Genomic DNA, 13,124 nt, shown 5'->3' with positions numbered 1-13,124 from the left:
GGTGGAAAAATTAAGAAGAACCATGATGTTTGTTCCTGGGAATAATCCAGGGATGGTTAGAGATGCTGGTATCTATGATGCAGATGCGATTATGTTTGATTTAGAAGATGCTGTTTCTTTAGGCGAAAAGGATGCGGCGCGTTTATTGGTTTATCAAGCATTAAAACAGGTGGATTATGGAAATACTGAAATGGTGGTGCGTGTGAATGCACTGGATTCAGCTTATGGTCGTAATGATATCTTCGCAATGGTTAAAGCGGGTGTTGATGTGATTCGTTTGCCAAAAACGGAGTCAGCCCAAGATGTGATTGATGTAGAAGCTGTCATTGTAGAAGCTGAAGAAAAATTTGGTGTGCCAGTTGGAACAACTAAAATGATGGCAGCAATTGAAGGGGCAGCAGGAACCTTAAATGCTTTAGCGATTGCCCAATCTAGTCAGCGCTTAATCGGGATTGCCCTTGGAGCAGAAGATTATGTGACCAATATGAAAACAAGACGTTATCCAGATGGTCAGGAATTATTCTTTGCCCGTAGTATGATCTTACATGCAGCACGAGCAACTGGGATTGCTGCATTTGATACGGTTTACTCTGATGTTGAAAATGAAGCTGGTTTTAGAGCAGAAGTAGAGCTGATTCACCAGCTTGGTTTTGATGGGAAGTCGATTATTAATCCTCGTCAAATTAAAATTGTGAATGATGTTTATGCCCCAAGTCAAAAAGAAATCAGCCATGCGATTGATGTGTTAGCAGCAATTCGTGAAGCAGAAGAAAAAGGTTCAGGTGTGATTTCCTTAAACGGGAAAATGATTGATAAGCCAATTGTTGAACGTGCAGAGCGTGTCATGTTGCTTGCTGAAGCAGCTGGTCTTATTGGAAAGGAGCTAAAATAAATGCAAAACAAAGTTGGACGTGAAATTCCAGATGCGTATTTAAACGATTATGCTTTATATGAAAGCACCAAAATTGGCAATCCAACCATTCAAAAGGTTGCGCCAAAAATCAGTGTTGTCAAACCCGGAGATGAGAAATTAGTCGCTTCTATTGAAGAAGCAATTGACCTGGCTGGATTAAAAGATGGCATGACCATTTCTTTTCACCATCATTTCCGCGAAGGCGATTATGTATTAAATATGGTCATGGATGTTATTGCTAAAAAAGGCATTAAAAATTTATCGATTGCACCTAGTTCTTTAGCTGATGTGCATAGTGAGATAGTGAAGCATATTGAATCAGGTGTCGTTACTAAAGTCACAACAAGCGGATTACGTGGAAAATTAGGCGAAGCCATTTCAAATGGATTAATGGATGAACCTGTTATTTTACGCTCACATGGTGGCCGTGCCAGAGCTGTTGAAACTGGAGAAATTCAGATTGATGTTGCCTTTCTTGGTGTACCAAGTTCAGATGCTTATGGAAACGCAAATGGGTATAAGGGAGAATCTGTTTGTGGCTCATTAGGTTATGCCAAAATAGATGCCAAGCATGCAGATAAAGTGATTTTACTAACTGATAACTTAGTTGGTTACCCTAATACACCAATTAGTATTTCACAAACAGATGTTGATTATGTTGTAGAAGTAGAAGCTATCGGAAATCCAGAAGGGATTGGTAAAGGGGCAACTCGTTTTACCACAAATCCTAAAGAATTACGTATTGCTGAAACGGTAAATCAAGTGATTACAGCTTCTCCATATTTTAAAGATGGCTTTTCATTTCAAACAGGAACAGGTGGCGCAGCGCTAGCAGTGACACGTTTTCTAAGAGAAGAAATGCTTGCAAAAGAAATTAAAGCTTCCTTTGCTCTTGGTGGGATTACGAAACCAATGGTGGATTTATTAGAAGAAGGCTTAGTTGAAAAAATCTTAGATGTACAAGATTTTGATAAGGGTGCTGCTTTAGGAATGGCCAAATATGAACAACAAGTAGAAATTGATGCTTCATGCTATGCCAGCCCTTATAACAAAGGAGCCGTTGTGAATCAATTAGATGTGGTGATTCTTTCAGCTTTGGAAGTCGATACGAAGTTTAATGTCAATGTGATGACTGGTTCAGATGGTGTCTTGCGTGGCGCAATTGGTGGTCATCAGGATGCTTCAAATGCGAAGCTGACCATTATTTCAGCACCACTTGTTCGTGGCCGCATTCCAACCATTGTTCAGGATGTGACAACTGTCATTACACCTGGAGATAGTATCGATGTTGTTGTAACAGAGATTGGGATTGCTATTAATCCTCAGCGTCAAGATTTAATTGATTGCTTTACGCAAGCTGGGTTACCAGTTTATACAATAGAAGCTTTACAAAAAGAAGCTGAAAAAATTGTAGGAAAAGCTTCACCTATTCAATTTACAGATCGTGTGGTTGCATTAGTTGAATACCGTGATGGTACCTTACTAGATACGATTTGCCAAGTGAAAGACTAAAACGTGGGTATAGTCAGTAGGACAAGAGTTGTTCTATTGCTTATCATAAATGAAAACAAAAAAGTATGCTCCTTTTTCAAAAACTCAAACCGCCAAGCCTGATGATGAAAAAGACGCATACCATTAAGAATTATCTTAGCAGAAATTCTAGTTTGTGCAACTAGTATGCTTAAAAAAAGGACATGTCTGAAAATTTCGGAGGTCTTCGAATGTTTCAGACACGTTCAAATTGAATAGCCATTTTATTCTTATCCTTGCGCAGCCAGATTTTTCACTAAGCCCTTCTTGATTCGTCCTTTGAGGAGCAACTTTTTTGTAAAAAAAGAGAAAGAAGGTTAACAAATGGATTTATTAATGATTGTTGGTTTTTTATTAATTGTATCAATTGTCTATTTATTGATTTCGGGAAAAGCAAGTCCGATTGTAGTATTTACGATTTTACCGCTAGTAGCAGCTGGTATTGTTGGAACTGGTTTGACAGAGCTAGGAGAGTTTGTTTCTAGTGGTGTTGCATCAATGGTCACAACAGCTTCCTTATTCGCTTTTTCAATTGCATTCTTTGGATTGATGAACGATGTAGGTGCATTTGATATTATTGTGAACCCCTTGTTAAAAATGATGGGAAATAATGTTTTTGCAGTTATGGCTGTTACGGTAACAATTGCGATTATTGGTCATTTAGATGGTGCAGGTGCTTCAACGGCCCTAATTACGATTCCACCAATGTTGCCATTATATAAAAAGATGAAAATTCGTCCAACAACTTTACTGTTATTATTAGCAGCTAGTGTTGGCGCAATGAATATTATGCCTTGGGCAGGTCCAACGATTCGTGCCGCTACCGTTATTGGTGAAAGTGCCAATACGATTTGGCATGGGATTATTCCAATGCAATTTATCTCAATTGGTTTAACTTTCGGTCTAGCCTTTATTATGTCTCGCATTGAGATCAAACGTGGTGCCGGCATGACAGATCTGGAATTTGCAGAGTTAAAACAAAATACTGGTACAAATAAATCTGAAGTGGAAGTACCAAAAGGCCTATTGATTTTCGATGTCGTCTTGGTTTTTGCAACAATTGCAGCGTTAGTAGCTGATTTATTACCAGCAAATGTGATCTTTATGATTGCTTTCTCATTAGCTTTAGTCTTAAACGTTAAGGATACAAAACAACAAAGTAAGATGATTAAACGCTATGGTGAATCAGCAATGCCAATGATTATGACCTTGTTCGCAGTAGGTGTTTTCCTAGGTGTCTTAAAAGGTACAGGGATGATTGAGTCAATGGCTGGAGGAATTATCCAAGCATTACCAAAAGCACTTGGACCAGTGATTCATATTGTGGTAAGTATTTTCTCTGTTCCATTAATCCTATTCTTAGGAACAGACAGCTTCTACTTTGGCGTGATGCCAATTGTAACAGAAGTTGCTGGCAACTATGGTGTTGGCGCAATTGATGTTGCACGTGTGATGTTAGTGACTGAAAACATTGGTTTAATGATTTCACCAGCGATTGCCGTTACTTATTTAGCTTGTGGCTTAGCTGGCGTGGAATTAAAGGACCATATCAAAGCAAACTTCAAATGGTTATGGGGCTTAAGTCTTGTGCTCTTAATTGTTATGGTGATTTTAGGCATTAGTTAATAGCTTTGTGATTAAAGTAATTCATTTGATGAATTACTTTAATTGCGTTTATTGCAGGAAAGAGGAGGAAGACAGGTGGGAAGTAAAGAGATTCGCTTTACAGAAACAGTTTTACGCGATGGTCATCAAAGCCTAATGGCAACAAGATTGAGCACAGCAGAAATGGTGCCGATTTTGGCAACAATGGATGAAGCAGGCTACCAAGCTTTAGAATGCTGGGGTGGTGCAACCTTTGATGCGGCCATTCGCTTCTTAAGTGAAGATCCATGGGAAAGACTGCGTTTATTTAAGCAGCATGCACCAAAGACACCATTACAAATGTTATTGCGTGGGCAAAACTTATTAGGTTATCGTCACTATGGGGATGATATTGTGGATAAATTTGTGCAGAAAACCATTGAAAATGGGATGGATATTATTCGCGTTTTTGATGCCTTAAATGATACACGCAATATGGAAGCTTGTGTGAAGGCCATTAAAAAATATAAAGGACATGCCCAGCTGGCGATTTGTTATACCGTTAGCCCAGTGCATACCAGTGCTTATTATTTAGAGCTGGCACAAAAATTAGTCGACTTAGGAGCAGATTCGATTTGCTTAAAGGATATGGCAGGAATTTTAACACCAAAAGTGGCCACTGAGCTTGTCACAGCTTTACGTAAGGTAATTCAAGTACCAATTGAAGTGCATACCCATGCAACAAGCGGTGTTTCTGAATTAACTTACTTTGCAGCAATCGAAGCAGGAGCGGATATTATCGACACAGCTATTTCTCCATTTTCAGGTGGTACCAGCCAACCGGCTACTGAGCCGCTTGCGATTGTTGCAGAAGAATTAGGCTATCATACGCATTTAAATCAGGAAAAATTAGAAGAAATTGCTGATTATTTTAAACCGATTAAGGAAAAATATTTAAAAGCAGAGATTTTAGATCCTAAAATGTTAACAGTTGATCCTAAGGCATTATTCTACCAAGTACCTGGTGGGATGCTGTCTAATCTATTTTCACAGCTCAAACAAGCGGGTGCTGAGCAGCGTTTTGAAGAGGTTTTACGAGAAGTGCCAAAAGTTAGAGAAGATTTAGGCTATCCACCGCTTGTGACTCCAATGTCGCAAATGGTTGGCACACAAGCTGTATTTAATGTCTTAACAGGGGAACGTTACAAAATGATTCCTAATGAAATTAAAGAATATGTTCGCGGAGCGTATGGGCAGTCTCCTGCTCCGATTTCACCAGAGATTCGTCAACTGATTATTGGGGAAACACCTGTTATTACAGAGCGTCCAGCTGATTTGATTGCACCAGAGTTTGAGGCATTAAAAGCTGAAATTGGTGAATTAGCAAAATCAGATGAAGATGTGCTGATTTATGCAATGTTCCCACAAGTAGGTAAGCAATTTTTAGCAGACCGAGAAAAGGGTGGGGCAGCTAGTGATGAGCCCATTCGTATTTTCGGTGTGACATCATAGTAGGAGGTAGAGCGTGTGACTGAAATTAGTCTGGCAGAAGGATTAGTCATCTCAATTGGCTGTATTATTACTGTCTTTATTGTCTTAGTTGGTTTGCAGTTTATTTTATCCTTATTTAAATTTATCAAGGCAGATGCCCCTTCAGCGGTAGCAGCTATTCCAACTCCTAGTGCGCCTGTTTTGGCAGTAGATGCTGAGACAGAAGAAGTGGCGATGCTAACAGCATTGATTTTAGCAAATGGAGAATCTCGGGATAAAAAATACGAAATAACAGAAATTAAAAGAATTAAATAAAGGAGCAACTTTATGAAAACATATGAAATTAACGTGAATGGTAAGGTTTACCAAGTCGGAGTTAAAGAAATTGATGAAGCAACTTATAAAAATCACACACAGCAGGCAGAAACAGTTAGTGCGCCTGCAGCTACAGCTGCACCTGTTACAGGTGGTAGTGGAGCAACCGTCTCAGCACCAATGCCAGGTGTGCTCCTAAAAATTGCAGTTAATGTTGGGGATCAAGTGAAGGCAGGCCAGCTTCTTTGTTTACTAGAAGCGATGAAAATGGAGAATGAAATCGTTGCACCAGAAGACGGTGTTGTATCGGCGATTCATGTGAAGCAGGGGGAACAAGTAGAGGCTGGAGCGGTTTTAATAACATTATAAATCTAGGGCTAAACGAATTCAAAAATGGATAAAGGAGTCACATAATGATTGAAACAATAATGAATGTTTTTACAGAATCAGGTTTTGCTGCACTTACGTATAAACATGTAATCATGCTGGCAGTTGCTTGCGTATTCTTATATTTAGCCATTGGAAAAGGCTATGAGCCGTATTTACTGATTCCAATTGCGTTTGGTATGTTACTTGTCAATTTACCGTTAGCTGGTTTAATGAACCCACCAACGGGAGATTCAGCAGGGGGACTGCTTTATTATCTTTATCAAGGAACAAATTTAGGGATTTACCCGCCTTTAATTTTCCTTTGCTTGGGCGCTTCCACGGATTTTGCCCCTTTAATTGCGAATCCTAAGACCTTATTATTAGGTGGGGCGGCACAAATTGGGATTTTCGTGGCCTTCTTAGGTGCAATTGCCTTAGGTTTAACAGGACAAGAAGCTGCTTCAATCGGAATTATTGGTGGTGCAGATGGCCCAACAGCGATTTTCTTAACCAGTCAATTAGCGCCACATATGCTATCGACAATTGCGTTAGCAGCCTATTCTTATATGGCATTGGTTCCGATTATTCAGCCGCCAATTATTAAATTATTAACAACAAAAAAAGAACGCGAAACAAAGATGGAGCAGTTACGTCCAGTTTCTAAAAAAGAAAAGATTTTATTTCCAATTATTACGACAGTTTTAGTTGTACTATTACTTCCGTCAGCTGCACCGTTAATTGGAATGCTGATGTTAGGGAATTTAATTAAAGAATGTGGACAGGTTAATAAAATTACAGATATGCTACAAAATTCTTTAATGTATATGATTACGATTTTCTTAGGGATTACAGTGGGTGCAAAAGCAGAAGCAGATGTCTTATTATCTGTGGAAACATTAAAAGTGATTGTGCTAGGCTTAATCGCCTTTGCTGCTGGAACGGCTTCTGGTGTCTTAATGGGTAAATTGATGTATAAATTAACAAATGGTAAAATTAACCCAATGATAGGTGCTGCAGGAGTTTCTGCTGTACCAATGGCAGCTCGTGTTGTTCAAAAAGAAGGCGCAAAAGCGAATCCAAGTAACTTCTTATTAATGCATGCAATGGGACCAAATGTCGCAGGTGTGATTGGCTCAGCCATTGCTGCAGGGATATTACTACAATTCTTTGGCTAATAAATGAAATTGAAAAGGGAGGTTGAGGTAATGGATTTATTTGCAGGAGGAAACCCAATTTCTTTACAGGATATGCTAGATGTAAGGGAAAAACGTGCATTATTCCAACAGGAAAAGCTGTATTTATATCAGTTGCCGATGCTTTCTTTTCAATGTAATATTCCCGGTCCGATTAAAATGAGTCCCATGATTGAACAGGTTTTTCAAATGGGTGTTGCGCAAATCATGCATGAAGTTGGAGGTTATCCAATTTTGGGTGAATGGGTTTGGTCACTTGCAACAGGACCTGAGTATTTTGTTGTGATTGATTGTGCGCCTCAGCATTTGAAGAAAATCTGTGTTCAAATAGAAGCGCAGGGGCTTGGTCGGTTATTTGATATGGATGTTCTTATGTTGAATAGTGAGGGCAAGCAACAGGCTGTTTCTCGTACAGAGATTGGCTATCCAGAGCGGACATGCTTTGTTTGTGGGCAGCCGGCCAAACAGTGTGGACGAAGCAGAAAACATGGATTAGAGGAAATGACTGAAGTGTTAAATCAATTGGTGATAGATAAGTTTAACACATCATTTTAGCTAAAATAAAACGAATCAAAATCTTAGGATTTTGATTCGTTTTTTTGATCTTTTAAACCTAAATTTACCTAAAAAGATTTTCAACTAAGCGTACAATTTCATCATAGCTTTGATTGGTAAAAATACCATAAAGAGCCAGCAGGAAAACAACAACAGCTCCAATATCATACAGCGGACGAATCACAACAGCATTTCCTTGTTTTTTCGCCTTCTTATACGAATAAAATTCCCAACTTAAAAAAATAAAAATGATGGCAACTAAAATATAATTAATGAGCATGTTTTTCTCCAATCCTTTATTAAAGATGATTTTTTATTTGAAATGGTGGTAAGTCAAAGAAGCTTCGTAGCTTGTTATAAGCTTCTTCTTGTGGATATTTAATTGTATAATCATCTTCCTGAGCAAATTCACTGCCGATTGTTTGGACAGAAAATAATTGCTTATGCGCTGTATCTTTAAATAAGTAATTAGTTTGCGCGCCCTTTACTAAATCCACAGCTTCAATTTGTTCCTTCATAAAATAGCCCCCATCACTCGCTTCTTCCGTTTCTGGATTGTAATGAATGACTTGGATTTGTTTACTAGCAGGATCCAATAGCAAAATATAGGAATAATATGTAGTGATTTTAATCCCAACTTTTGTTGATTTGATAAACTGTCCATTCACGATGATTTTCCCATCTAAATTTGGTTGGACTTTTTGAGCAATTTCTTTCATTTTTCCTAAAAAGTATTGCTCCTCTTCTAACCGTTGTTCATTTCCTGCTTGAAAATATTCTTTCCCTTGTTTGCGCATCCAAAAACTGTAGCCTGTCATTAAAATAATCAATACAATAGGTATTGCAATCACCCACATGTGTCTTTCCCTCCTCATATAATCGGGTTTAATTATATAATAAAAAAAAGCATAACACCATCCCCAAAAATCTAATAGATACTTTGAAAATCCCTTTTTTATTTATTATATAATAGGTTTCGCAGCTAATTGAACTGTGTCTAGTGAGGTTTGTATAACTGGAATCAAAATGAAAAAATGCATCCACTAAAATTTATCTCAAAAAAGTAATTTCAGTGGATGCACTTAAGCGATTCAAATTATTTATTCTGAATTTTTATAAATGGTGTTCAATTTTTTTACAATTCCAGAAAAGAATGCCTGCTGAAGCTAGTAGAATACCAAATACAGAGAAAAGGGAATTGGTAGCTTCACTTGTTTGAGGGAGTGTCTTGATAGCTGGATCATTTGTTTTTTCCTCAACAGTTGTTGTGGGCTGTTGTAAATTTGAATCGACTATTGGTGGTGCTGATGTCTTGGTATCATAGGTTAAATAAATGTCATTTACACCACTTTTAACCAGATAAGCAGTATCCAACTGACTTGTTAATAAATAGTTATCAATCTCTTTAGGAATCATCAGTGAAGCTAAATCGATAGATGCACCAACCGTTTGATTTTTTAAAATCATGGGTTCCTTAAGTGCAATTTCATGATTATCCGCTTGTACAAAGTGAATGGTAACATCCGCTTTTGTGGCATCCTTTAGATAGGTTAAATAAATATCATTTGGACTATCCTTGACCTCATAGCTTGTATCTAATTGATTTTTAAGAAGATAGCCCTCAACGGATGTATCAATATTCTCTTTTGTTAAATCAACCAGACTACCTATCTCTTTAGTTAAGACTACTGGACTTTTTAGCTCACTTATTGGATTTTTCTCATCTACAAAGTGAATCGTGATATCTGTTGTTGGTAGAGGTGGTTCATGATAAGTAACCGCGATCTCTTGTATACCGTTCAGAGCGACCTCCACAGTTGGTTGATCTGCGACATAACCATCAATTGTTGGACTTTGAACCATAACATTTGGTGTTAGCCCTTCTTTTCCTTCAACAACATAATCATCGGCTGCTTTTGAGCCATCCTCATATTGATAATGAATGGTTGTTTTTGCGTTATTCTTGACAAAAGGAACCTGAAATTTTTGTACTTCATCATCTGTAGTGAAAATAACAGTCTCGTTTAATTTAGCTTCCAGTTGGTTGAAATCGATTGAATAGCCTTTAAAATCAGCCAAACTCAATAAATCATTTTCTGTTAGTTGATAACCTAGCTGCTCTTTAAATTCAGCATCAGTCCAAGTACCATTACTAACATTTGAAATACCAGTTAAAATATCAATGAATGTCGTTCCTTTATTATAGTCAGGACCTACATAAAAAGTATCAAAAAAATCTTGAACCGTATATTGTCCAGAAGGGACATTTATATCTATGTAAATATTCACACATTGAATAAGTAGTTCATCAATTAAGCCATCCTCTGTTGTAAGATAGACATCTACACGCCCTTCAAATGGATCTTCTGCATATGTATCTCTGGTTGGGAAAAATGATAAAAAGCTAATGAGTATTGCTATCAATACTATTTTTTTGGATTTTGTCAAAATAATTCCTCCTGTTTTAATGCTAATTATTTCTCGGTTTTAATTATACTACCATAATAAAATAAATCAACTTAGGAAAATGGAGAACAGTTTATTGGTTGATAAAATTTATTAGAAACCCCTGCTTAGAGCTTTTTTCTCTATTTTTTTAAACTGTTTTCAAAAAGATTAGGTTGAATATATAGTTTTTTAATGATTGATTATTTTTTTAAAACTAAAAAGCAAAGATGATTTGTGGTCACCTTTGCTTACTAGTTTTTATTCAATAGTCTTTTAAATGTTTCCCTTATTGCCACCTCGATTGCAAACAGGTTACAATACTTGCTCTAATTTAGCTATAAAAATGGTTAATGCAAGTAAGTCAGCTGAACCGCCCGGACTTAAATGACGTTCAATAAATTCTTGATTGAGTAACTGTAATTGTTTTTTGCCTTCAACTGTTTGAGGTGAATAATGCTCTAAGTAGGCTGTTGCAGCTGATTTGGCCCAATTTAAGCCAGCTATGCCACCACGACTTACCAAATTAGAATCCTCCAAAGTTGAAATGAGGTACATTAAAGTAGTTAATAACTTATCTTCTACACTTAAAGAAGAAGTAGCCTTTTTTCTTAAATAAGGTAAGGCCAGTTCATGAATTAGAGGATAACCGTTTAAAGCTTCTCCTCGAATCCCCATTAGACCATATTTTAAATAAAGCTTCTCGCCATTTGTTAACGGATTTTTTTGTTCCAAACCAATAAAATCCTTTGCCAAAGATTCTGTAACCATAGCTTGCCCTAATTTAAAAATATCTTCTGTTTGAGTGGCTGTTAGAGGGGTACTTAAAACAAGTTTTTCTCTTTTTAAATAACAACCAGCTGCAGCCAGGAGAATACCAAAGGAAAAAATAGCCCCTTTATGGGTATTTACGCCATTTGTTGCAAGATTCATCTCTTTTTCAATCGCTATCCCAATTGGTCGGATTTTGTGAAATAGTTCCGTTAAAGTGCCGTCATGCTGAAGTCCTGCTTGGGCATAATTGATAAATCCAGGATATAAAGCCACTGAGCTATCTAAAAAAGTAAAAAGATCCATATCATCATGAGCACCAGCATTCGTTGCATCAACTAGACCAGGTTTAGGGGATAAAGCAGCCTCATAAAGTAATCCTTGTTGTGCAAACTGTGCTAATTGTTGTGCCAGCTGGTTAACATTTTTCATTACTTTTCTCCGTTTCAGCGATAATAAATTGCATAGAATAGAGTAAGTGCTCTTCAATAATCATCGCAACTTGTTCTTCATCCTTATTCTTCATGGCTCTATAAATTAGCCAATGTTCATCTAGTGCTTTGCGTCTACGAGCTTCTCCGCGAATAGAAATATCGCGAAAGCGTAGTAAGTATTCTTGTAGCTTAGCCAAAATTGAAATTAAGCGTGGCATTTTGGCATTTTTATAAATCATCGTATTAAAATCCGTAAATAATGCAATCACACCATCAATATCTCCATTACGGTTTTTTTCTTCTGTTAATTCAAGTAAGTCCTTCATTTCATCAAATTGGGTTTCCGACATCAGCTTCATGGCATTATCCGTTGCTAAGACATCTAAAGCCACTCTAATTTGATAAATTTCAATAATATCTGCACGATTAATTTTTTTGACAATCACACCAAATCTAGGAATATACTCCACCAAATCTTCTACTTCAAGTCGTTTGAGAGCTTCTCTAACAGGTGTCCGACTGATATTCATTCGATCTGCATATTCCTTTTCATTAATACGAATACCAATCGGAACTCGGCCATCGATAATTGCTTTGCGTAACCCATTATAGACCATCTCGTTTAAAGGTAAATACTGATTGGCATCTGTTGCTTTTATGATTTCTCCAATATAATCATCCATGAGGTTCCTCCTGTTTTCTGTGAACACTTCTTTACCACTTTCATTATATAGTGAATAGAGAGTGAGAACAATGAAATTTGGTAGAATGAGCGAAGAATCGTTTTTTTAATGAATGGATTGTATGGTGCTTAGGCAGAAATCCGGTCATTTTTTATAACAATCAAAAATAAAAGATGAGGTCAGTCCTTGTTTTTTAGCTAAGGACGATTTCATTCAAAAAAATTCTGTTTAATTTTTCAGATTTATTTTATTAACAAATAATATAAAATGACTATCCTTTTTCTTTTTTATGCTTATTGGTATATTTTAATAAAAAGTTGCGAAAAAGGCTTGATAGCAATACAAAAAAATGATATTGACAGGGTTGGTAACTTGGGATAATGTTAGTGTGCAATAAACAATTGTTTGTTGCAAAAAGAAATCCCTGAACTTTAAATGAGTATACCTATGCTTCTGGATGTTGTTTGATCAACATTTAGAAGCATTTTCTATTTTCTTTCCTAAGAATGAAAAAAACAATTGTTTTTTTCATTTTTTAGTTGGAATACATATAAAGGAGTAGGAAGAAAAATGTTTGATTATAATAAAAAAATGGCTGTACGTTCTTTTTTATTGGACATCAACCAATAGCAGCTGATTCTAGTGAAGAGATTATCATTGGTAGTGGAACAGCATTTACTTATTCTATGCCAAAAGACGCGGTTATAACCTACAAAAAAGAGATAAATGCTAGTCAGTCATACATTATTGGAAAGTTTAAGAGTCTCTTCAGTAGCAAAGGCTTTAGGTTTGAGTATAATGTACAATTTTTCATATATAGATGGCATTATTTTAATTAAAA

13 protein-coding genes are annotated in these 13,124 nt (G+C 36.7%); 8 read left to right on the top strand and 5 right to left on the bottom strand.

All coding sequences use genetic code 11. The features are described 5' to 3' along the window. Position 1: 1 nt before the first annotated feature. The 8 genes from citE to citX all read left to right on the top strand — a co-directional run bounded on the left by citE (position 2) and on the right by citX (position 7,950). The gene (gene citE, locus BMW29_RS10385; protein ID WP_092653124.1) at positions 2 to 892 is read left to right on the top strand and encodes a citrate (pro-3S)-lyase subunit beta; all 891 of its coding nucleotides are present in this window, start codon (positions 2 to 4) and stop codon (positions 890 to 892) included. Then, complete coding sequence (gene citF / locus BMW29_RS10380) at positions 893 to 2,425, top strand: citrate lyase subunit alpha (RefSeq protein WP_092653122.1); 1,533 nt, start codon at positions 893 to 895, stop codon at positions 2,423 to 2,425. A gap of 342 nt (positions 2,426 to 2,767) precedes the next feature. Next, the gene (locus BMW29_RS10375; protein ID WP_092653120.1) at positions 2,768 to 4,069 is read left to right on the top strand and encodes a CitMHS family transporter; all 1,302 of its coding nucleotides are present in this window, start codon (positions 2,768 to 2,770) and stop codon (positions 4,067 to 4,069) included. Positions 4,070 to 4,144: 75 nt separating this feature from the next. After that, on the top strand, positions 4,145 to 5,539 hold the full coding sequence (locus tag BMW29_RS10370) for an oxaloacetate decarboxylase subunit alpha (protein WP_092653118.1): 1,395 nt from the start codon (positions 4,145 to 4,147) through the stop codon (positions 5,537 to 5,539). Between the two features lie 15 nt (positions 5,540 to 5,554). Further along, positions 5,555 to 5,833 carry an OadG family protein gene (locus tag BMW29_RS10365; protein ID WP_092653116.1) on the top strand — a complete coding sequence of 93 codons (279 nt, stop codon included), beginning with the start codon at positions 5,555 to 5,557 and terminating at the stop codon, positions 5,831 to 5,833. Between the two features lie 12 nt (positions 5,834 to 5,845). After that, positions 5,846 to 6,202 (top strand): biotin/lipoyl-containing protein, encoded by a 357-nt coding sequence (locus tag BMW29_RS10360; RefSeq protein WP_092653114.1) that lies wholly within the window; start codon positions 5,846 to 5,848, stop codon positions 6,200 to 6,202. A 44-nt stretch (positions 6,203 to 6,246) separates the two neighbouring features. Next, positions 6,247 to 7,377, top strand: a complete 1,131-nt coding sequence (locus BMW29_RS10355) for a sodium ion-translocating decarboxylase subunit beta (RefSeq protein WP_092653112.1) — start codon at positions 6,247 to 6,249, stop codon at positions 7,375 to 7,377. A 30-nt stretch (positions 7,378 to 7,407) separates the two neighbouring features. Then, positions 7,408 to 7,950 (top strand): citrate lyase holo-[acyl-carrier protein] synthase, encoded by a 543-nt coding sequence (gene citX, locus BMW29_RS10350; protein ID WP_177165747.1) that lies wholly within the window; start codon positions 7,408 to 7,410, stop codon positions 7,948 to 7,950. Positions 7,951 to 8,014: 64 nt separating this feature from the next. On the opposite strand, the gene BMW29_RS10345 is transcribed toward citX, so the two are convergent. From BMW29_RS10345 to BMW29_RS10325, 5 genes are all read right to left on the bottom strand, one after another. Beyond that, on the bottom strand, positions 8,015 to 8,230 hold the full coding sequence (locus tag BMW29_RS10345) for a hypothetical protein (protein ID WP_092653108.1): 216 nt from the start codon (positions 8,228 to 8,230) through the stop codon (positions 8,015 to 8,017). A gap of 19 nt (positions 8,231 to 8,249) precedes the next feature. After that, on the bottom strand, positions 8,250 to 8,807 hold the full coding sequence (locus BMW29_RS10340; protein ID WP_092653106.1) for a hypothetical protein: 558 nt from the start codon (positions 8,805 to 8,807) through the stop codon (positions 8,250 to 8,252). Positions 8,808 to 9,063: 256 nt separating this feature from the next. After that, the gene (locus BMW29_RS10335; RefSeq protein WP_092653104.1) at positions 9,064 to 10,398 is read right to left on the bottom strand and encodes an LPXTG cell wall anchor domain-containing protein; all 1,335 of its coding nucleotides are present in this window, start codon (positions 10,396 to 10,398) and stop codon (positions 9,064 to 9,066) included. Between the two features lie 312 nt (positions 10,399 to 10,710). Next, the gene (gene citG, locus BMW29_RS10330; RefSeq protein WP_092653102.1) at positions 10,711 to 11,598 is read right to left on the bottom strand and encodes a triphosphoribosyl-dephospho-CoA synthase CitG; all 888 of its coding nucleotides are present in this window, start codon (positions 11,596 to 11,598) and stop codon (positions 10,711 to 10,713) included. Further along, complete coding sequence (locus BMW29_RS10325; protein WP_092653100.1) at positions 11,585 to 12,283, bottom strand: GntR family transcriptional regulator; 699 nt, start codon at positions 12,281 to 12,283, stop codon at positions 11,585 to 11,587. The genes citG and BMW29_RS10325 overlap by 14 nt, the downstream gene beginning before the upstream one ends. Positions 12,284 to 13,124: the final 841 nt, after the last annotated feature.

Origin of the sequence: Isobaculum melis (genome assembly GCF_900111355.1) — a bacterium.
In the GTDB taxonomy this organism is placed as follows: domain Bacteria; phylum Bacillota; class Bacilli; order Lactobacillales; family Carnobacteriaceae; genus Isobaculum; species Isobaculum melis.
The sequence above is the reverse complement of the archived record's forward strand: the minus strand, read 5'-3'. Positions and strand labels throughout refer to the sequence as shown.